Source organism: Diaminobutyricimonas sp. LJ205, assembly GCF_009755725.1.
Taxonomy (GTDB): domain Bacteria; phylum Actinomycetota; class Actinomycetes; order Actinomycetales; family Microbacteriaceae; genus Ruicaihuangia.
This window is the reverse complement of record NZ_CP046619.1, coordinates 3,100,385-3,120,597: the sequence shown is the minus strand read 5'-3', so window position 1 is coordinate 3,120,597 and position 20,213 is coordinate 3,100,385. Positions and strand designations below refer to the sequence as shown.

16 protein-coding genes are annotated in these 20,213 nt (G+C 60.6%); 11 read left to right on the top strand and 5 right to left on the bottom strand.

The window, feature by feature from the left end:
* The first annotated feature begins 69 nt into the window (after positions 1–69).
* The 4 genes from GO591_RS15190 (at position 70) to GO591_RS15175 (ending at position 4,086) form a co-directional block, all read left to right on the top strand.
* On the top strand, positions 70–1,020 hold the full coding sequence (locus GO591_RS15190; protein ID WP_157157593.1) for an isocitrate lyase/PEP mutase family protein: 951 nt from the start codon (positions 70–72) through the stop codon (positions 1,018–1,020).
* Between the two features lie 23 nt (positions 1,021–1,043).
* On the top strand, positions 1,044–1,952 hold the full coding sequence (locus tag GO591_RS15185) for an SDR family NAD(P)-dependent oxidoreductase (protein WP_157157592.1): 909 nt from the start codon (positions 1,044–1,046) through the stop codon (positions 1,950–1,952).
* Positions 1,953–1,986: 34 nt separating this feature from the next.
* Entirely contained in the window at positions 1,987–3,381 is a 1,395-nt protein-coding gene (locus GO591_RS15180; protein ID WP_157157591.1) for an MFS transporter, read from the top strand.
* A 270-nt stretch (positions 3,382–3,651) separates the two neighbouring features.
* On the top strand, positions 3,652–4,086 hold the full coding sequence (locus GO591_RS15175) for a DUF488 domain-containing protein (RefSeq protein ID WP_198295495.1): 435 nt from the start codon (positions 3,652–3,654) through the stop codon (positions 4,084–4,086).
* On the opposite strand, the gene GO591_RS15170 is transcribed toward GO591_RS15175, so the two are convergent.
* Complete coding sequence (locus GO591_RS15170) at positions 4,083–4,904, bottom strand: hypothetical protein (protein WP_157157589.1); 822 nt, start codon at positions 4,902–4,904, stop codon at positions 4,083–4,085. The two genes, GO591_RS15175 and GO591_RS15170, sit on opposite strands and share 4 nt — an antisense overlap.
* 407 nt (positions 4,905–5,311) lie before the next feature.
* On the opposite strand from GO591_RS15170, the gene GO591_RS15165 reads away from it, so the two are divergent.
* Positions 5,312–5,977, top strand: coding sequence for a hypothetical protein (locus GO591_RS15165; protein ID WP_157157588.1), 666 nt, complete (start codon positions 5,312–5,314; stop codon positions 5,975–5,977).
* A gap of 406 nt (positions 5,978–6,383) precedes the next feature.
* On the opposite strand, the gene GO591_RS15160 is transcribed toward GO591_RS15165, so the two are convergent.
* Complete coding sequence (locus GO591_RS15160) at positions 6,384–6,989, bottom strand: TetR/AcrR family transcriptional regulator (RefSeq protein WP_198295494.1); 606 nt, start codon at positions 6,987–6,989, stop codon at positions 6,384–6,386.
* Positions 6,990–7,208: 219 nt separating this feature from the next.
* Here GO591_RS15160 and GO591_RS15155 point away from each other — a divergent pair, with 219 nt between their 5' ends.
* From GO591_RS15155 to GO591_RS15145, 3 genes are read left to right on the top strand one after another with little or no spacing between them, the layout of a single operon-like run.
* Complete coding sequence (locus GO591_RS15155; RefSeq protein WP_157157586.1) at positions 7,209–8,501, top strand: MFS transporter; 1,293 nt, start codon at positions 7,209–7,211, stop codon at positions 8,499–8,501.
* Positions 8,494–9,552: a zinc-dependent alcohol dehydrogenase gene (locus GO591_RS15150; protein ID WP_157157585.1), complete on the top strand. Its 1,059-nt coding sequence runs from the start codon at positions 8,494–8,496 to the stop codon at positions 9,550–9,552. Before GO591_RS15155 ends, GO591_RS15150 begins: the two co-directional genes overlap by 8 nt.
* Positions 9,552–10,415 carry an isocitrate lyase/PEP mutase family protein gene (locus GO591_RS15145; protein WP_157157584.1) on the top strand — a complete coding sequence of 288 codons (864 nt, stop codon included), beginning with the start codon at positions 9,552–9,554 and terminating at the stop codon, positions 10,413–10,415. Before GO591_RS15150 ends, GO591_RS15145 begins: the two co-directional genes overlap by 1 nt.
* A 603-nt stretch (positions 10,416–11,018) precedes the next feature.
* On the opposite strand, the gene GO591_RS15140 is transcribed toward GO591_RS15145, so the two are convergent.
* Entirely contained in the window at positions 11,019–15,839 is a 4,821-nt protein-coding gene (locus GO591_RS15140; RefSeq protein ID WP_232466206.1) for a DEAD/DEAH box helicase, read from the bottom strand.
* A 291-nt stretch (positions 15,840–16,130) separates the two neighbouring features.
* Here GO591_RS15140 and GO591_RS15135 point away from each other — a divergent pair, with 291 nt between their 5' ends.
* Complete coding sequence (locus tag GO591_RS15135) at positions 16,131–16,892, top strand: hypothetical protein (protein ID WP_157157582.1); 762 nt, start codon at positions 16,131–16,133, stop codon at positions 16,890–16,892.
* A gap of 81 nt (positions 16,893–16,973) precedes the next feature.
* Here GO591_RS15135 and GO591_RS15130 read toward each other — a convergent pair whose 3' ends face one another.
* Complete coding sequence (locus tag GO591_RS15130; RefSeq protein ID WP_157157581.1) at positions 16,974–17,567, bottom strand: hypothetical protein; 594 nt, start codon at positions 17,565–17,567, stop codon at positions 16,974–16,976.
* A 384-nt stretch (positions 17,568–17,951) separates the two neighbouring features.
* On the opposite strand from GO591_RS15130, the gene GO591_RS15125 reads away from it, so the two are divergent.
* The gene (locus GO591_RS15125) at positions 17,952–18,866 is read left to right on the top strand and encodes a GAF domain-containing protein (protein ID WP_157157580.1); all 915 of its coding nucleotides are present in this window, start codon (positions 17,952–17,954) and stop codon (positions 18,864–18,866) included.
* Positions 18,863–19,096 carry a hypothetical protein gene (locus GO591_RS15120; RefSeq protein WP_157157579.1) on the top strand — a complete coding sequence of 78 codons (234 nt, stop codon included), beginning with the start codon at positions 18,863–18,865 and terminating at the stop codon, positions 19,094–19,096. Before GO591_RS15125 ends, GO591_RS15120 begins: the two co-directional genes overlap by 4 nt.
* A 267-nt stretch (positions 19,097–19,363) precedes the next feature.
* Here the strand turns inward: GO591_RS15120 and GO591_RS15115 are convergent, their stop codons facing one another.
* The gene (locus GO591_RS15115; RefSeq protein ID WP_157157578.1) at positions 19,364–19,750 is read right to left on the bottom strand and encodes a hypothetical protein; all 387 of its coding nucleotides are present in this window, start codon (positions 19,748–19,750) and stop codon (positions 19,364–19,366) included.
* Between the last annotated feature and the right edge of the window lie 463 nt (positions 19,751–20,213).

The following is a 20,213-nucleotide window of genomic DNA, read 5'->3' as shown; positions in this document are numbered from 1 at the left end:
GAGAATGCATTGGACACAACGGAACTGCCCCCGTAGATTCACATCCAGTCAGAAGGAGGCGATGGCAATATGACCCAGACCAAGGGCGCTCGACTGAGAGCGTTGTTCCAAGATTCTCAAACCACTCTCGTGCCGTTCGGAGTGCTGCCTATCCACGCTCAGATGGCGGAGGCCGCCGGTTTCGAGGCATTCGAGGTTTCAGGCGGAATCTCAGCATGGTGGGAGCATGGCGTTGCCGATGTCGGCTACGTCACGCTCACCGAGGTGGTTGATCACGCGCGTCGCGTCGCACGCTCGGTCGACATCCCGGTCTACTGCGACGCAGACACGGGATACGGCGCTCCGGTCAACGTTGTCCGAACGGTTCGGGAGTTCATCGACGCCGGTGTCGCCGGCATTCACATCGAGGACCAAAAGGAGCCCAAGAAAGCCGGCGGCCAGCCTGGAATTGCGTTGGTGTCCGACGCGGAAGCGATCGGCAGGCTCAACGCGGCCGTCGAAGCACGGGACAAGTATGACCCCGACTTTGTCCTTGTCGCCCGCACCGACGGCTACGGTGCCGCCGGTGGAAGCGTCGAAGAGGCCATCCGACGCGGCCAGCTATACCGGGAGGAGACCGGCGTCGACGTCATCTTCTACGAAGGCTTTCACACCTGGGACCAAATTCGCCTCGCGCTCTCCGAGACGCCCGGACCCGCCTACGCGATTCCCTCCCCCAGCATCGAACCGCGTCCCCCGATGGCGGAACTCTCTGCGATGGGTCAGTCGATAGAGATCGTCCCGTTCATCCTCCCCGGAGTGCATGAAGCCTGGCGGTTGCTTCTGGATGTCAAGAAGGCGGGCACCTACGAGCCGATGGATGACTACATCAAGAAGATCGCCGCCGCCCAAGGAACCGAGTACGGAGTCGGCTGGGGCGACGGATTCGCGCGCCCCTCCTACGCCGACGTACGGCGCATGGAAGAGGCATTCCTCCCTGAGGAACAGCAACGCGACTACGTCAACAACGTCAACGCCTGACGGCGAAAGGAAAGGACCCTGACATGAAACTAGAGGAACTCCAAGGCCGCGGCGCGGTAATCACCGGCTCCGGCGGCGGCATGGGCCGCTCAATTGCGCTCACCCTCGCCAAGAACGGCGTGAACGTCGTCATCGCCGACATCGACCCGGAGGCCGCAGCGAAGGTGAGCGCGGAAGCCGAAGCCCTCGGAGTCCGGAGCATCGCCGTACCAACGGATGTTTCGAAGCTCGACCAAGTCGAGGCGCTCGCCGCCACCGCCTACGACGAGTTCGGCGACATCGCGGTGCTCGCGAACAACGCCGGTGTCACCTGGCGTCCGTTCCGCGCCAGCTGGGACGCCAGCATCGAAGACTTCGAGTGGATGATGAACGTCAACTTCTGGGGCGTCCTGAACGGCCACCGGGCATTCGTCCCGCGGATGCGTCAGGTCACCGCGCCTAAGCACATCATCAACACCTCGTCGTTGGCGACCCTGCACGCGTCACCCGGGCACGCCGCCTACACCGCAGCTAAAGCCGCGGTTGACGGGCTATCACTGGCAACCCGCGCTGAATACGAGGCCGCCGGTTTCAACATCGGGGTTTCCGTCCTGTATCCGGGCTCGGTGAAAACCCGCATCTCCACAAGCGAACGGCTGCGTCCCAAGGCAGAACAAGCGGCAACACGCCATGTAATCCCGTGGGAAACCTACACCCAGAACGCCGGGCTAATGGCAGGCGCCGAAGGCAAGGAGATCGTCACCGACCAGGCCGAGGTTACCTATTTCTCCCAGGCAATCGACCCGGACTGGGTCGGGCCGATGGTGCTCGATGCGGTCCTGAACAACCACCCCTACGTAATCACCCACCCAACCCCGGAATCCGTTTCTCGGCACGCCGAGGAACTTGCCCGGTCGTATCGTCCGGCGAACCTCGTTTCCTCCCTGGCGTAACCCGCCGCTCAGCTCAAAGAAGAGAAGAGAAACCATGAATACCGTTTCCCTCGACAAGCGCGCAGGGGAGCAATCCCCCGCCCAGAAGGCCGTCTACACCAAGATCCTGTGGCGGCTAATGCCGTTCCTGTGCGTGCTGTACTTCATCGCCAATGCAGATCGCGCGGCCCTCGCCTATGCGGGCCCCGCCGGCATGAACCAGGAACTAGCGCTCACGGCCGCAGCCTTTGGAATCGTCTCCGGTGTGTTCTTCATCGGCTACGTGTTCTTTGAAGTGCCCAGCAGCATGCTCCTGCAGAAGTTCGGCGCACGACGCTGGATCTCGCGGATCATCATCACCTGGGGGATCGTCCAGGCGATTTCCGCGTGGGCACCCAACGAATGGACGCTGGGCATCTTCCGCGTCCTGCTGGGCATCTGCGAGGCGGGGTTCGCGCCGGGTGTGTTGTTCTACCTCACGCTTTGGCTTCCTGCAAGAACGCGGGCCTGGGCCTACGGCATATTCTTCGCGAGTGCGGGAAGCATGGCAATCTTCGGTGGACCGGTGATGTCCGCCCTCATCCAGTGGGGCGAAGCCACACAGGTCCTCGGCCTCTCTGGTTGGCGCTTCATGTTCCTCGTCACTGGAATTGTCCCGATCGTTCTCGGCATCATGGTCCTGTTCCTGCTCCCGGATAACCCGAGGCGCGCAACCTGGCTTTCGAACTCCGAAGCGGAACTTGTCGAGGCAGACCTGGCAAAGGAACAGAGCGAAATCCCTGGCGGTGAACACAGCAGCATCGCACAGGGGCTGAAGGACTGGCGCACCTGGGTCTTGGGCTTCGCGTATTTCACGGTGCCTTACGCCGCGTACACGACAACGTTCTTCCTCCCCACCATGGTGACGAATTTCAACGTGCAATACGGATTCAGCCTCGATCCGGTGCAAGTCGCATGGATCGTGGCAATCCCCGCCGTTGCGGGCGTCACCGCCGCTCTCGTTACCTCCCGTTTGATCGGCCGCTCGCTCCGCTATGGCGCCTGGGCGCTCGGACTCACGTCGTTCGGAGCCCTCGGTGCACTGATCGTGACATTCTCGAACTCGCCATTCATGATGCTTGCTGGCCTGTGCATGCTCGCGGTGTGCACATCGTCCGTCGCGGCAGCCTTGTTCAGCATCGTGCCGAAGCTGTTCGCCGTCGCCGCTGCCGCGACGGCGATCGCGCTGGTGAACTCGATCTGCAGCCTCGGCGGATTCGCGGGACCGTACCTGACCGGCGCGATCATCACGGCATCCGGGAGCGAGACATTGCCGTTCATCCTGATCGCGGCTCTGCTTGTGCTGGGCGGTTCAGCAATGTTCTTGATCGACCGCTACGCGGACCGTATCCGAAAGCGCGCGGCTCTCTCAGCGGCTGCCGCTCCGGGTGACGAAGTCCTCCAGGGCTAATCCGAATTGGCGAAGCGGCGATGGCATTATGTTCGATGTCATCGCCGCTTCGCAGCTGACTCCGGCGCGCGGCGCGCGGGGTACCGAAGGGAGTCCGTCGTCCGCCGTGGCTTGAACCTTGCGACCGAGCCCCCTCAAGAACAACCGAGTCGGCATCAAACTGTTTGGGACGACGCTGAGTCCGTGAGCGGATTCCGCGTCGCGTTGCACGAGGTCCGGCAGGTGCTGTGAGCAGGCTGACGACGTGCGGATGCGAGACTAGTAACTGTGGTGAGTGACGTGATCGGGATCGGCTATGAGGGCCTTGATCAGGACGGCCTCCTCTCGCGCCTCAGCCTTCGCGGCGTCGCCACAGTCGTGGACGTCCGGCTCAGTCCAATTTCGCGGAAGCGCGGGTTGTCAAAAACGGCGCTTGCTGCCCGGCTCCGGGCGGCTGGCATCGACTATGAGCATCTCCCGGCCCTGGGGAATCCGCGAGACAATCGTGAGGGCTTCGCTGATACGCGCGGCGAGGCAGGGCGCGCAGCAAGAACTCGTTTCGAGCAAATTCTGGAATCGACTGCTGCGAAGGAGAGCCTCGAACGCGTCCGTACTCTCGCCCGCAAGGGCGGCGTTGCGCTGCTTTGTTTTGAGGCGGATGAGCAGTCTTGTCACCGAGAGCTCGTGTTGGCCGCATTGCATCAAAGCGATACCGCAAATATCTAGAACAGAGTCGCTCCCCAGCTAGATTCACGGGGCGGTTTGTATACCCCGAGCACCGAAAAGCTCTTTCGCTTCACGATGGCGGCGAAGTTGCCAACAAAGAAGTAAGTACGGACGCTGTCGTTCCACATCTCGTCGAAAAACTTCGTTGTGATCAGTTCGCGCAAGTCATTGTCACTCATCCGGCGATTGTGGAACTGCAGGGCATTCAATTCCCAATCCAAGATCCGCTGTTCATGACCCGCGCAACCTAGTGACGCGCACTGATACCGGTACTTGACCTTGAATCGGGGTGCGATGAGTAAAGGTGCGTCATCGGATTCGCCAAACAGATCCGGCTGATTCATGGCTGCAGTCATGCTCGCGATCTGGGCCTCAGTCCACTGACCGTGGTCCTCGAACACCAGAGGCTTCAACTCGCGTACCTCAACCAGTCCTAGAGACTGCGCGGTGAGGTCCTTCTCAACGCCTGTCCGCAGGTCACACATCGTCAGGCCAATCAACTTCTCCAGAATCGGTCCGCGGGCTCTGAGCGGTATAGGCCCACGTGGGTCCCTCTTCAGAGAGTCCCAGACCGGGCGGCGGCTCTCTTTCCGCGAGTCGGTCGGGGACGGATTGAGGTGAACGTCAACGACCTCATACTTGTTGAATTGCTGTTCACTCTGCAGATGCCGGAACGCAACCGGATAGATCCGTACCCACTCAGCCTGATCATCCCCGCTCAGCTTTACTCCGGCGACACATACTGTGTCGCCATACGTCTTCGACGGCTCGGGCGACGCCTTGACGGTAATAAGAACGCGGGCTCGTTCACTGACCATGAAGCCTCCTCGACAACAGGAGTTTATGAATCCTCGGTAGGAATTGCCGCTCCGACACCTACTGAGCATGCAGACGTCTTACTCGCTCACGATGCTCCCCTCGGGGTCCCTGGCCTGGATCGCATCCTCGCGCAGTCCGAGCACCTCTGGTCAGACGCCGACGCCTCCGAAGCGAATCCTGATCCATGGGCGGACATCAAAGACCAATTTCGGCGTGCTCGTGAAGTCGTTCCCCTCGCCATTGTGAAATTTTCACGCCCACGACCCTGCGCCAATGCGTGATGCCCGAACGGGCGAAGTGCGTACGGCTCAGTAGCTGCTGTCACCGCTTATTGCGCCGCTTACCTGTCGCTCAGCGCACACAAAGTCCGCGTCTCGCCCAGGCACCCCTGCGCTACAGTCCTGATGTGAACGGGCGCACGAAACCGCTGTTGGACCTTCGCGGTCATCGCGAGCAGGCGGGACCTCATGAGCGGACGGTCGTCATCGATACAAAGTCGGCAACCGAGCTTCGCGATCTCGCTAGCTACGCGCGGGATCTTGAACTCGCGGCTGGCTACTTGCGCCACTATCTCGCGGGCAATATTGAGGGCGATAAAGAGTATGCGTCGCCCCTTGATGCGCTGTGGATGACATCGATCCTCCTTTACTCGCGCGCTTTCTCCAAAGGAGTTCGCGCCACGCGTGGGCCAGATCTCAACCGAATCTCCCCCGACGAGGCGCGTCTGCACCAATACATCCTCGATGTTCGCAACAAGTACCTCGCCCATTCGGTCAATGGGTTTGAGCAGGTCGAGGCAATCGCATTCCTTACCGCGTCACCGCATCTAGAACGCGCGATCACGGGTATTGGTCACGTTCACACCTCGCTGAGCCGGATGGACCGCAAATCTGCTGAGGCATTTCTAGCCTTGTGCGAGCGGCATGCCCGTGCGCTAGAAAGGCGGCTGAGCGCCGTTCGCATCAAGATACCTCAGGAGCTTGCCGCACTCGGCGATGTCGCCGTTTACTCGTTGCCTGAGCACGGGGATCCAAGGATCGACCAGAGCGCTTCTAGTGGGCGCCGAAAGTAACGAAACTACGTTATCGGTGCTGGCTAACTTGGGGATGCGTAAAAACAACATCATTTCGAGAGGTGTCGCTTCAGAATCCAGCCCGACTGCACGCGCCCATCGCCTCCGCGCAACCCGCTTCCGGGTGACGAGCGTCGGCGCTCCGCGGACGCTCACCGTTGGAACGGATTGACGATCGACTCGATTCCGTGCTCCTCGCACGCGAAAACAATCTGAACGGTCACACCGGTCTCTAGAGTCTCGGGATCCAGCCGCCTCCCACACTCGGAGCAGTGCACGGCTGGGTGCTCACGAAAGGTCATCCCCGGAGTCTGACATCGGCGCCGGGAGTCCACAAGGAAGTACAGAACGCGCAGCCGTCGGTGCCGGCTAACCCATTAGACGGGCGTCGTTCGCTCGATTTCGATCAACGGAGCGACAGAACGATGATGTCCACTAGCTCCGTAAGCACTTGTCGCCATGATTCGGGAGCCTCCTCCGATTTGTCGCCGAAGACGGAGAAAAGCACCCCGCCGAGCAGCATGTTGGCGATCGCGTCGAAATGCACATGAACGTCGATTTCCCCACGCGCGCTTGCCCTTCTTAGTGCGGAGCGGATGAGTTCATACCGCCGCTCGGTGATGGCGCTGCTGATTGCGGCAAACACCTCCGGGGCGGCCTGTCGATCGATCATGGTTCGAAGTGTTGCGAGGCCGCGTGTACCCAGGGAGACACTCGCATAGTTCTCGGCGATTGCCATCAAATCTGCGTGGAGCGACCCGTGGTCCTCCTCCGTCAACCCGGGCGTGTGCTCACGGAGCGCATCGACCAAGAGTGCCTCTTTGCTTTCCCAGCGCCGATACACGGCTGGGCGCCCGACAAGCGCCCGACTCGACACCGCGTCGAGCGTGAACCCGCTCCAGCCGAACTCACCGTAAACCTCAACGGCTGCGGCGAGCACCTTCGATTGGATGGCCGGATCACGCGGCCTGCCACGTCTCGATGACGAGTCATTTACTTGATCCTTCGACACCCCCACAGGCTCTCACATCACCTCGTCCCAAGGCGGTTCACCGACCCACTTGCATTTTCGTACAAACATTGTCCATAATTGCGCTCGCGGCCACAAACATCGCCTTGCAACGGAGCATCGCTTCCGGCGGCCACATTCGATGCCCTCATAGAAACGGGAAAGTCAATGACGACAATTGGGACAACGCAGTCCTCCGCGGAGAAGTCCGCAATACGAAAGGTGCTGTTCAGGATTCTGCCGTTGCTGATGCTCGGCTCCATGATCAACTACCTGGATCGGGTCAATCTCGGTTTTGCCGCTCTGCAGATGAACGAGGCGCTCGCCCTCACGGCGACGGCGTTCGGTATCGCAGCGTCCCTTGGTGTCATCGCGTATTGCATATTCGAGGTGCCGAGCAACCTGATCCTTCAGAAGGTGGGCTCGCGAGTGTGGCTCGCGCGCATCCTGATCACCTGGGGCATCGTCTCGGCGCTGACCGCATTCGCGTTCAACGATGTGTCACTGTTCATCATCCGCTTCGTCCTGGGCGCGATGGAAGCTGGTTACTCGCCCGGCGCAATTGTGTTGATCGCACTGTGGATCCCGCGTTCACACCGCGGCCTCGCATTGGGGCTGTTCCTCATGGCGCAGTCATTCGCGGTACTCCTCGGGGCCCCCGTTTCAGGCTGGATCTTGGACGCATTCAACGGAGTCTCGGACCTCGGCGGCTGGCAATGGATGTTCATCCTTGAGGGGCTCCCCGCCGTTATCCTCGGCGTGCTGTTCCTCATGTTCCTCCGCGACAAGCCCAGCGACGCACGGTGGCTGACGAGTGACGAGCTCACCGCGCTGACCGCGAGGCTCGCTGAAGATGAGAAGGACCAGCCCACGCTCCCTCACGCTCGGGTTGGAGAGCTCCTCAAGCTCACGTTCAGCAACAAGACTGTGCTCAAACTGTCCGGCGTCTACTTTGGCCTCACGCTCTCCGCATACGCGATCGCGTTCTTCCTGCCTACTATCGTTGCGGACTTCGGATTCTCCGCCTCGATGACCGGCTGGATCATGGCGCTTCCGCCCCTCGCTGCGCTCATGACGATGCTGATCTGGAGCCGCATCTCGGATAAGTCCAGCCGACGAGAGCGGGTAGCGAGCGTCGGCTTTATCGGCCTGACCGTCTGCCTGATTGGGATGGTTGTGCTCGACGGTCCGGTCTGGCTGATAGTTGCGGTAGTGCTCGGCCAAGTCTGCTTGTCGGGTGCGCTGGTTGCGTTCTGGCCGATCCCGACGATCGTACTGGCGCCCGCGCTACGGCCGGCTGGAGTGGCAGTCGCCAACTCGCTGGGGACCCTTGGTGGGGCGGTAAGCCCAATCGTATTCGGCCTGGTCAGAGACGCAACGGGTTCTTATGACTTCGCCATCCTGTTCCTCGCGCTGTTTGCGTTGACCTCAGCTCTCCTGGTCCTGACCGTGCGCACCGCGAAACGAACCAACAACGTCAACGTCGAAACCAAGATCGGAGCGAGCAATGACTGAAACGATGAAGGCCCTAGTCAAGTTTGATTCTTCCCCTGGGCACATGGAAATCCGCGATCTGCCCATCCCCAAACCCGGTCCCCACGAGGTCCTCATCCGCGTGAAGGCCTGCGGGGTGGACCGGGGAGGCGACCTGTACATCTGGAAATCTGACCCGGCCATGCGATTCAAGATCCCAGTGGTGGTCGGGGCTGAGAACTGCGGAGAGGTCGCCGCGGTCGGCGAGGCGGTAGCCGACTGGCACGTCGGCGACCGGGTGGTCTCCGAAGTGGTGGTCGGGAAGGACGGCGGTGGCAAGGGCTCTTCGGACGCCGCCTATCTCTTCCAGGAGGAACGCTGGGACATCGGCCGGAACGTCGACGGCGCGTTCGCGGAGTACTTCGCCGTGCACGAGCGATTCGTGCACGCGATACCCGACAACGTCTCATGGCGTGCCGCGACTCTTTTTGAAATGGCGGCGGTCGTCGTTCGGAACCTGGTCGAGGTAGTTGGGATCCCAGCGTCCGGTCATGTGGCAGTGATCGGTCCGGGCCCAATCGGTAACATCGCTGCCCAAGTGGTCAAGGCAAGCGGTGCCACGCCGGTGCTGTTCGGTATGCAGCGAGACGTCGAGCGCTTCGAGATCGCCAGCTCGGTGGGCGTGACCGAGCATTTGATCGTCGACGCCCCGGACTTCAAGGAGCAACTCGCACACCGCTTCCCGAACGGGTTCCCTCTGGTGGTTGAGGGGAGCGGTGGCCAAAACGCCATGTCCCTGGCCCTCGACCTCGCAGCCTCACAGGGAACGATTGCCATGATCGGTGGCTCGACCAAGGAATCGACGGTGAACTGGGTGACGCTGCTCCTCAAGGAACTGAAGATCCAGTCGACCTACGCGCACACTTGGTCCACTTGGGAACTCACAGCAAAGATGGCGGCCGCCGGGAAACTGAATCTCGAACCGCTGGTCAGTAAGGCCTACCCCCTCGAAGACTGGGAGACCGCTTTCCAAGAAGTTGACACAAGCATGGATGTCCTAAAGGTTGCTATCTGCCCTGGGGAATTGATCTGATGGCGAAGCAGACTGAATCACAAACATCGCGGTCGCTTCGGGATCTCCTTGCCCATCCTGAGCCCCTGGTTGTCCCTGGAATATATGACGGAATAACGGCCCGGGCAGCGAGCATGATCGGGTTCGACGCGCTCTACATCGGCAGCTATGGTGCGACGACAACCCTGTATGGCATCCCGGACACCGGCTATTTGGGTTTGCAGGACATGGTGAGCGTCGTCTCCCGGCTAGTTCCGCTTATCGACGCTCCCCTTATCGTCGATGGGGAGGGCGGATTCGGCAATCCTCTGCATGTCGGCCGAACAATCCGAGAGCTCGAACGAGCCGGGGCGAACGCTATCCATATCGAGGACCATGACTTCGGGAAGCACATCATCAACGCGCCCCGGGTGACCCCCTTGAACACCATGCTTGACAAGCTCAAAGCCGCTCTCGATGCCCGCGAGTCGGAGGATACGCTCATCATCGGCCGAACAGATTCGGCGGGCTCGCTGGGCGTTGATGAGGCCTTCGACCGGGCCGCTGCCTTTGAAAGCGTCGGGGCGGACGCTGTCTTCATTGCGGCGGAGGCCGACGAAACCTGGATCAATCGCAGACAGCAGCTTGGGACACCGCTCATCACAATCAATCGCGATGGATACACGGCCAAAAAGCTCGGCGCGTTCGGTGTGGATGCGGTGCTCTACTGGGGAACGACGCAGTTCGCCGCCCAGCAGGCAGCGATCCGAACCTTGGCCACTCTTCGGGAGGCTCAGTCGCTCACTGACCTGGAGTCAGCCGGCCTGCCGACAATGCGAGAGTCGGACGAGTTCTTCGGTATTGAACAGGTTCATGAACTGGCTGTAGCTTTCGACCTGCTTTGAATGCTTCGCACCAGCGCAAGCTCGCTTGCGCTGGTGCGAAGTTGCGCGTGACATTCAGTAAGCCGGCTACCGGCACGGCACCTGCTGGAATGGGTTGACGATCGACTCGACTCCGTGGTCATCACATGCATAGACCAGCTGTACGCTCATTCCGGTCCCAGAGCCTCGGGGTCTAGTTGTCTCCACACTCGGAGCAGTGCACGGGCGAGTGCTCACGAAAGGTCATCCCCGGAGTCTGGCATCGGCGCGATAACAGGACAAGACGTAAGGGATCGCTCATGCTCCTCGAAATGCCTTCGGCCGACTTGGGGTAAGTTTCGTCGATTCGAAGGTCGCTCAAACAGCGGAGACCTCACGTTTCCGTGGGCACGTCGTTGCATGTCGTCCGTGCGGCCTACCCTAACCGCGGCAGCACATGTTGCCGCTTAAGAGAGGAAACCTTATGGCGAAGCCGTCAAAGTCCGCACTCTCGAAGGCTGGGAAGACTCTTGCGACCAAGGGAACTTCTAAGCTGGCCAAGTCAAAGGCCGGCAGCACCGTCGGAAAGGGCTAGCCAAGTAGTGCGCACCGCGGTCGTAGCGGTGCGCACCGTCTTCCATCGACCTAGGCAACGCGCTCGTCGGCGGTCGTGAAACCCTCGCTCGCGATCGCCAAGACGGGTAGCGATTTCACAATTCGCACCGTCTCGACGCTTACCGTGACGATGCTCTTCAGGAGCTCGACGATGTAGCGCGGGTTGCCATGCTCTTCTCCCCAAGCGTTGGGATCATTGACGATGCCGCTCGCTTTATCGGTCTTGACTTGGTAACGCTCGATGATCCACTCGATTGCGGAGCGAGAACCGAGCACATACTCGTGTGCTTCAGCGGGAATTCCTCGCAGTGTCAAATGCTCGTTGTAGACCAGGGTGGACTTGTCCCATGAGCCTGCCTTGCCGCCGAACTTCATTTTATTGACGTGAAGGTGCTCGGGCCTGGCGGTATTTCCGCGATTAGCGACTGAATCGCCCCAAGCCTCCTCCAGTGGGAATTGATCCACGCTCTCGTAGTCGATGTGAAGCTTCGAAAGCTCACGACCAGCCTCTGCGAAAAGCCAGAAGTCACCAGCGCTGCTCAGTTTTGGAACACGCGGCAACATTTTCTTTAGGTCAGCTGCATACCGATCCCGATAGTCGGGACTGTGCAGGAGTCCGTAAACGAAGTAGAAGATGTCGTCTTTGGTGACGTCGCCGCCGTAGAGCTGGCGATACTCTGCATGGATCTCGTCGGTCACGTTGTCGATGCGACGGTACTCGCTCCCGTCATCGAAGATGTCGAGCTCACCCTCTGCCGTCCGAGGCTCGTATGTGTAACGCGGGAAGAACTGGCCACCGCTACCTGCCCCTGTTACATGAAGATCGGGCAAGCTGTCGAGCATCAATACCGAGAAGGGCACCGCTGAGCCCATTCCCACATAGTAGAAACCCAGATTCACCTCAGTAGCATTCGGGAAAACTGTCTCAAGTTTGTAGACCATGTCGTTAAGCTCGCGATCAAAATAGACATGTTGCTTATTGAAGGGGCGGTAGATGCTGGTGCGCACTGCGTCGCCGCGCGATCTATAGCGCACGCCTCGCGAAAGACGTAACTTGTCCGCTCGATTCCAGCTGATCTTGGTCGCATCGAACTCGATGACATCGTCGACCGGTGCGGAAGGCGCGTTCGCGAATGCATCGACTTGGCTGTTGTAGAAGGCGATCATTCTCCGCACATTCGCTTCGACCTGAACCTTCGATGAGCCGTAGACCCAAGAATCTCGGTTGGTCTTTAGTCCGCCCGAGTACGAAGACAGGACGGCGTTTCGCGGAGACTCTTTATCGCCGATAGGCGTAAAAGCGCTGAATGTCTCGTTCCGTTGATTAACCCAATCGCCCGATTCATTCGGGTTGAGGCGTTCCCACGGCACACCGCTAACGCCTGCGTACTCGGCAATAAGTGCAAGCTTCTCGCTGCGAGTGAGATAGTCGCCGATGTCCCGGTAATACAGACGCCCATGCTTTCCGGCATCTGGGTTCTTCACGAGCAGCGAGATAGCGACGGTTGCCCTGCTGCCTGAGTCAAACACATTGTCTTTTTCTCTGCGGCGCTGCTCGCCGGACGTGCGAGCATTTCCGCGCAGGTTGAATACATAGAGCGAACTGAACTCGTCGACAAGACTCTTGCGCAAACCATCAGCCGTGTTGCCATCGAGGAAACCGCCGTTGGAGACGAATGCGACGACACCCTTGTCCTTGATCCGGTCGCTCGCCCAGCGGATCGCCCGAATGTAGGAGTCATACAGGCTGTTCTTGTTCTGGGCGGTCGACCGAGCCGCATAGGTGGAAGCGATTCGCGCGTCGAGAGACGGATACTTGAGGTTTTGGTTGTTGTCGTTAGCGGAGTCCTGGCCGGCCGAGTACGGAGGATTGCCGACTATGACTCGGATGTCGAGTGCGTTCTGCGCCTTCACGCGTTCGTTGTTGTCGCCGAAGATGCCCCGGTCGTCGTAGCGGTCGTCGTCCTCCGACGTTTGGAATGTGTCGGTGAGAACGATGCCAGGAAAAGGCTCGTAACTGCCGCCGTTGAGCCCGTGGTAGGTCTCTTCGATGTTGATCGCGGCGACGTAGTACGCCAATAGGACAATCTCGTTCGCGTGCAGCTCGCTCCGGTATTTCCGTTCGAGGTCTGCTGGCTTGATTAGCCCGGACTGCAGCAGCCGCACGATGAACGTGCCGGTTCCAGTGAATGGGTCGAGCACATGCACGCCCTCATCCGAGAGCGTCGCGCCAAATTCCTTGCGTAGCACGTCGTCGGCGCTGCGAAGGATGAAGTCGACGATCTCATTCGGGGTGTAGACGATGCCGAGCCGTTCGCTGGTGTTGCGGAAGGCGCCGGAGAAGAACTTCTCATAGAGCCGCTTGATCGTGGTCTGCTTAGCGCCCGCATCCTTAATGCCGGTGACGCTGCGCCGGACGCTCGCATAAAAATCTTCGAGGCTCTCCGTCTCGGTGTCGAGCTTGCTGTTCTCCAGCGCGTCGACCATACGTTGCATGACCTGGCTAACCGGGTTGTGGGCGCTGAACGAGTAGCCATCGAAGAGCGCCTCAAACACCGGTTGGGTGATCAGGTGTTGGCTAAGGGTCTCGATCGCGTCGGCTTTGCTGATGCTGGGATTGAGGTTGTCGCGCAGACCTCCGAGGAAACGCTCGAACTCCTCGCGCAAGGTCGCGTGTGCTCCAGTGACCAAAGCTTCGATGCGCAGTTGTTGGCGGGAGGCGATGTCTGCGACGTCCTTCGCCCAGTTCTCCCAGTAGTCACGCTCGCCGACCTTTTCGACGATCTTGGCGTAAATGGCTTCGCGCCAGTCTGCGCCGATCTGCGTCCAGTCCATCGGCACGGACACCGAGTCGGGACCGTCGGATGTCGCCCCCTCGGGCCGTTCGCCGTCCCAGCGGTCGCGCACGTCGATGACTTGAATCTGGTCGTCGCTGCGCCCGTTGAGGTCGATCTGCTCGATCTTCGCCTCGAACCGTTCGTCGTGGGCTCGCAGGGCGCGGAGGACGTCCCAGACGACCTTGTACTTGACGTTGTCGTTGAGGGCCTGCTCCGGTGTTTTGTCGGCCGAGACCGCGATCGGCAGGATGATGTAGCCGTAGTCCTTGCCGTCGGCCTTGCGCATGACTCGGCCCACGGACTGCACGACGTCGACTTGGCTGTCGCGTGAGTTGAGGAAGATGACGGCGTCGAGGGCCGGCACGTCGACGCCTTCGCTCAGGCAGCGGGCATTGGTGAGGATGCGGCAGACGTTATCGTTCTGGTCCGTCTCTTCTTTGAGCCAGTCGAGGAGTTCGTTGCGTCGGAGGACGTTCATTGTTCCGTCGACGTGCTTCGCCTCTAGCCGGAGGGGTCTCTCGGCGGACGCTTCGAATGCCTCATCCTCCGGATCTTCGAAGGAGACGCCGGCGGGACGGGTGAACTGGCCGTCGTAGCCGCTCACCATCGACTGCACCTTCTGGCTGTCCTTGATGGAGCGGCTGAACGCCACCGCCCTGCGCATCGGAGCCCGCTCAGCCGCGCTCGCACCGAGACCGTCGACTCCACGCTTGGCCAAGCCGTTGTATATGCCGACGATGCGGGCCGCGTCGGGAATGTTCAGCTCGCCGTCAATTGCCCATTGCTCTTGGAAGTTCGCGCCGATGGTGCCTTCGTCGACTGCGAGCACGAGTACCCGGTAGTCAGCGAGCAGGGTGCGTTCGACGGCTTCGCCAAATCCGAGACGGTGGAACACGGGTCCGAAGGTGTTCTCGTCGTCCATACTGACCAGCACGGCGTCCTTCTCGCTGGCCTTGGTGCGCACGGCGTCGGTATAGATCTTCGGAGTCGCCGTCATGTAAAGGCGCTTCTTCGCCTGGATTGCCGCCTCATCATGCACCCGCAGGAACGCGGACTCGTCCTTGTTGGCCAAGGTGAAACCGGCAGTCCGGTGAGCCTCGTCACAGATCACCAGATCGAACGCTGGCAATCCTTCCGCCTGGGCGCGGGAAACCACATCGATCGACTGATACGTGGAGAAGAAGACGGTCATGCCGTCGGCCAGCGTGGCCTTGGCTACCTCGTTGAGGAGCTGCGGTGTGCTCGTCGTGGCCGGAAAGGCAAGGTCCGAGACGGAGTAGTCCTCGTTGTTCTTTCCGACCTTGCTGTCGGAGCAGATCGCGAACGCTCTAATGGGCAGCTCGCTCTCGGCCGACCATTCCTTCAGCGTCTGAGACAACAGTGCGATCGAGGGGACCAGGAACAGGACGTTCGAGCCCGGTCCGGCGATGGTCTCCGCGATTCGCAGGCTGGTGAAGGTCTTGCCGGTGCCGCAGGCCATGAGGAGCTTGCCTCGCGCAGCGTCTTGGAAGCCCGCCGTCACATTTGACAGCGCCTCCTGCTGGTGGGGACGGAGAACCTTCAGCGGCGCACGTTTCAGGTCGTCGGGTTTCGCTAACGAGTACTGCGACCAGTCGATGTCGGACTCAGCGAGGTCATCGACGCCGAGCCGCCAGGTCGGAATCTGCTGGTTATCGAGCGCGTCCGTGGCGTGCTTGGACCAGTGGTTTGTCGTCGAGAACACCATTCGGCTGCTGAACGGATGCTTGCCAGATGCGGTAAAGAACGAATCGATGTCGGATTTCTGAAGGTGGTAGTCGGCTGCATAGAACTTGCACTGGATCGCGCACAGTTCACCCGTGTATCGCTCGCGAGCGACCAGGTCGATGCCCGTGTCAGCTTTCCCTGCCCGCCCCGGCCAGTCCTGCCATAGCCACACTTCGTCGTACTGAGCGGCGTAGACCGGATCTGTGAGGAGGAAAGCTCGCACGAGACGTTCGAAGAGAAAGCCTTTCTCCCGGGTGTCCCTGGCCATCGAGGCGTACTCGTCAAGAAGGTCATGGATCGTAGTCATACTCGCTCCGCAGCTCGGTCCCCGTTGCGTTACCAATGACGGCAACGCTAGGGAAAGGCTATTGCAGCCGAACGACCGGCATCCCCTGCCTGACGGGCAAGTCGCCGAGCTATCGACACAGGGCCGGCCGGCGCAGCTCCCGCCAACGCAGAACGAATGTCTGTGCGTAGCAATACACTGCGGACGTACTGGCGGACGAGCGTCACCGATATCACGCTGAGCCGCGATCACGGGCGGAGCTGTCGTATTGCTATGAACATCATCGAGAGTGATGTGCAACGAGTGCTCGCATACATTGCGAGCTTGAACGAGCGCGGCTACCAGCCGTCTCTCGTCGAGGTGGACGAGTACGGGCTTGCCCCGGACAGGCTCCGTGGTGATGGGTATATCGAACCCGGCCTGTTTCTGGACTTGCTGCAATCAGAGCGTGAACAGTCGGAGGAGTACTCGTCATACCTGCATCGGCTGGGCTGGATCGCCGCGGAAGGGAACGGCGTCTCCCTGACACCGGCGGGTCGAGCCACCCTCGCCGCAGCGCCGAAAGGCGACACCACGGAAGACAGTGCGGCGATAGAGGCGGTGGTTGATCCTTCCGACGCTTTCGCATACGCGAGGCTCATCAGTCACGTCGGTCGGCTCGCTGACTCCCTCTTGATTGACCCGTATATCGATCCCGATCAACTGATGTGGCTGACGCGGCTACCGCGTCTCTCGCGCGTTCTCACATCCCTGCCCACCCGCAATGCAACCGATCGCGAGACGAGGCGTACTGAGATGCTTGCCGTTCTCGCTGCGCGCCGACCCGGCCCGAACGTCCGGGTTCTCGAAGGCGGCGAACTCCATGATCGAGTTGTGATTCCTGCGGTGGGCTCAGCGTTGATGCTGAGCACGAGCCTGAACTCAATCACTCGCCGGCTCTCGGTAATCACGTCGGTGGGCCCAGACACATCGGACGCGTTGCGTCGGCACTACGAAGCGCTGTGGCAAACGTCGGTACCGCTGAGCGAGCAATGATGTTCATCGGCAACTCGACGGCTCAGCTTCTGAAAGCTGGTTCCACACGGACATGGCGGTCCGGTGCGTGGCGTAGCCGACCTAAGTGAGTGCTGAGCCTTCTTCCCGTGGCTCGTCAAACTCAAAGAGCGCCTCGTAGTCCTGCCTAGCTAGCGCTTCCAGGGCAGAAACGGCGTCAAGGTCCATTTCCAAGTCTGCGAGCGGCTCGTGAGAAGTAACCGGGCTATCTGAAGCAACAGGTCTTGTGCCGTCCGCTCCCACCAACGCGGCGCTCAAGTCAGGAGGAAGCCCAGCGTATGTGCGCAAGAAGGCTGCCACCGAAGGAATTGCTGTCTGCAAGTTAGCGCCTAGGCGGATCAGAGCCGATTCGGATGGTTCCCGTTGCCGAACTAGTCGTTCGTGGATCACGTACTCCACCTGCCGCGCCAATTGATGACCCTGCGGCGAGCGTTTGATGCGCAGGGCCAATTCAGCCAATGAGTCAGAGAATTCCGGCGGTGTCGGCTCAAAGGCGCCGATTGCTTGGGTACGCAAGAGGGCCGGTGCCTTCGCTGCGGCCAGCAGACCCGCAATGTATTTGTCGATGCGCGGTGCCAGCTGGCGCATCTTCGGAGCAGACACAACGCCTTCGGCGAGGCGGTCGCGGGCGTACGACGTGAAGGCCTCCGGGCTCATCGGCGAAATGTATCCCGCGATAGCGGCGGTGTTGAGAGCAAAGACCGAGATTGTTCGGCGATCAGCCAGCGAAGCGCTTCGTCCTCGCCGTCAGGCACCTGTGGGGTCTAACGGGGGACCAAGCGTCCCAAGAGACCGAGGCTCTGCTTGCGGCGGCGAACGGGTCGAGTGGCGAAGGCTGGTCTCAGGCGCGTGGGGTCAGTGATCGTCGAACTGTCGCCGAGACGCAGGCCGTATGGCGTGGTCGGCAGTGTCATCTCGCGCTTACCGGCAACTTCCTGGGCTGAGTGCGCGACCAGAAGTTAACCCCGTTCCCTAAGCCCACCTGTATGTGTCCCGCGCAGCCGCAGCACGTGATGCCTCCCTTCTGGCATTCTTTTGGCCGTGGACGAAAAAGGCCGCGGCAAGACGCCGCATGACGGGCCCACTGTTTTGGGTGGGTGGATCGCTGCCGCCTCGGCCGTAACAATCATTTCGACGCTCATTGCAACGTTGCCAGGGCAAGTGGAATGGTTTGCAGTGCTGTGTCGGTACATGATTGCGGCCGGCGGGCTGAGCGTCACCGTGCTCTCATTTGTGAAGCTTCGTTCGGAGAGCCGAGCGAAGGACCAGCTTCGACAGCAAACCAAGGCCGTTCAAGATGAACTTGACGCCGAGCGCGTGAGGACACTCACCACAACCCAAGGAGCGTTGGCGTCGGCCGCCGGCGACATGGTCGAACTTGCGCCGCTAAGCCCTCTCGATCGTCGCGCGAAGATAGATGGTATTCGACGCGACATTGTCCAGCACGCTTGCGATTTGGTGAAATCCGATGCGCCTAGGGCGTCCTACTTCAGGCTTGTGGATGGAGCCGTGCCTCGACGCCTTGAGCATGAGCGGTCCGCGAAGCGCAACCGACTGGACGAGCCGACCTCAGTGTTCATTGAGAACGGGGATAGCGATCAAGATGTTTGGGAGCTTCTCGAATCTGGTGGCGATCGATTCGTTCTCGACACCCAGACGGACGCGCCCGACGGCTTCGACCGATCGAAGCCGCGTGCTTATCGGACTTACATCACGGTCGGTGTGCGCGCGAAAGGCATACCTCTGGGACTCCTAACAATCAATTCGCCAGAACCTGGCGACTTACGCGAGATCGACCGCGCATCCATGCGGGTACTCGCACGACTCTTGGCGGCGGCTGAAGTACTGGCCATGGGACCGCAGCAAGTGAATCAAGCGATGAACTCGCGAGCAGGATCTGGTGAAGTGTCACAGGAAGCCGTTACGATCAACGCGAGTGGTGAAGCAGGAGCGTGATGCAGATGGTGAGAATAGCCGCGGAAGGCACAAGCCTCCGCCACGCTGCTGATTCCGAGTATTCAGTTGAGTTCGAAGAACTCGCGCTCGAAGCTCTGAGAATCGTTGAACGAGAAAAATCACTCCCCGCGGATGTGCAGACCGTCCAGCGCAGGAACCTCCTGCGCTGGCTTTCAGTGAATGCAGCCGTTCTTGATTCAGAACCCGTCAAATCAAGACAACCGATTTAGGCGTAGTCCTGAAATGCAGCGTGCACGTCGCTGATTACTCACGACGGTCGGCGGCTGCAGCATGCGTAGGGCGATTGTGCCGTTTAAACAGGCCAGCAATGGGAACCGTTCCGGATCACGACGTCGTCATCGGGACGGAACGAGATGAGGCTGGGGCGCCTGCCTGTTTGAGTGGTTCTCGGGGGGCTGTGAGTAATGATGCGCCCGAACCTAGCGATGCGGCGGATCTGCGTCCATCGTTCACTCGAAGGCCGTCCCGCTCTCTGTCTAGAGTTCTACCGTTCTTGAACCGAGGTGCACGGTCACCGGGGTGCCCTGAGTCACGGGCGCCGGGAGGCGATAGACCATTGGAGTCAGGTCGGCGGTGCAGAACGGCCAGCCGCCCGTCTTCTCAGGCCGAATCTCGTAGGTGGCGTCGTCGATCTTGCGGATCTCTTTCGGCTCCCAAGGGCATGAGGAGCTCCCGCAGGTGAGCAGCAACCATTCATCCGTGTCCCCGTCAGCCCAACTGACCCCGGGCATCATGTCGTTGGGGTCAGCGATGCCGTAGAGCTCTGGTGGCACGTCACTAGAGCGTTCGGTGTAGACCTGCGTGCACGCGGTGACACTGAGCGCGACGACGAAGACGACGAGTACCTGCGGCCAGGGTGCCATGCCCGCATTCTTGCAGGAGACCTCACGAAAGGTTCCTCTTGAACGCTGATAGGCGTAAGGGAAAAGGTCACGTTCGCCGCTTCGCGGCAACCCACAGGACCTGCTGGACCGGCTCGGCGTCGGTACTCGCGCACGTCACCGGCCGGAGCAACTGAGCGGCGGCGAACGTCAGCGGGGTGGCCTTCGCTCGCAGCCTGCTGCTCAGTCCCGAGTCCTGATGGTCGATGAACCGACCGCGAGCCTCGACCGGCGCAGCGCCGACAGCGTGTCGAACTGCTGCACGGCCTCACCAAGGATGGACTCAGCTGGGATGCTCGGAGGGCGTCTTCTTGGCCGTGAGCTCCCCGCGGGCCATTGAGGCGCCTTACGACAATAGGGAATCTCATGCAGCGCGGGACCAACCCGGACAGTTTCATGAACTTGCCGTGCCCGCGAGCCCGACCTCTAGCGCATTATTGCCGGA

Bases quoted from the DNA above. Each gene is read 5' to 3' on its own strand.
- GO591_RS15180 (WP_157157591.1), top strand. From the start codon at position 1,987: ATGAATACCGTTTCCCTCGACAAGCGCGCAGGGGAGCAATCCCCCGCC.
- GO591_RS15185 (WP_157157592.1), top strand. From the start codon at position 1,044: ATGAAACTAGAGGAACTCCAAGGCCGCGGCGCGGTAATCACCGGCTCC.
- GO591_RS15135 (WP_157157582.1), top strand. From the start codon at position 16,131: ATGAACATCATCGAGAGTGATGTGCAACGAGTGCTCGCATACATTGCG.
- GO591_RS15115 (WP_157157578.1), bottom strand. From the start codon at position 19,750: ATGGCACCCTGGCCGCAGGTACTCGTCGTCTTCGTCGTCGCGCTCAGT.
- GO591_RS15145 (WP_157157584.1), top strand. From the start codon at position 9,552: ATGGCGAAGCAGACTGAATCACAAACATCGCGGTCGCTTCGGGATCTC.
- GO591_RS15130 (WP_157157581.1), bottom strand. From the start codon at position 17,567: ATGAGCCCGGAGGCCTTCACGTCGTACGCCCGCGACCGCCTCGCCGAA.
- GO591_RS15170 (WP_157157589.1), bottom strand. From the start codon at position 4,904: ATGGTCAGTGAACGAGCCCGCGTTCTTATTACCGTCAAGGCGTCGCCC.
- GO591_RS15190 (WP_157157593.1), top strand. From the start codon at position 70: ATGACCCAGACCAAGGGCGCTCGACTGAGAGCGTTGTTCCAAGATTCT.
- GO591_RS15150 (WP_157157585.1), top strand. From the start codon at position 8,494: ATGACTGAAACGATGAAGGCCCTAGTCAAGTTTGATTCTTCCCCTGGG.
- GO591_RS15140 (WP_232466206.1), bottom strand. From the start codon at position 15,839: ATGGCCAGGGACACCCGGGAGAAAGGCTTTCTCTTCGAACGTCTCGTG.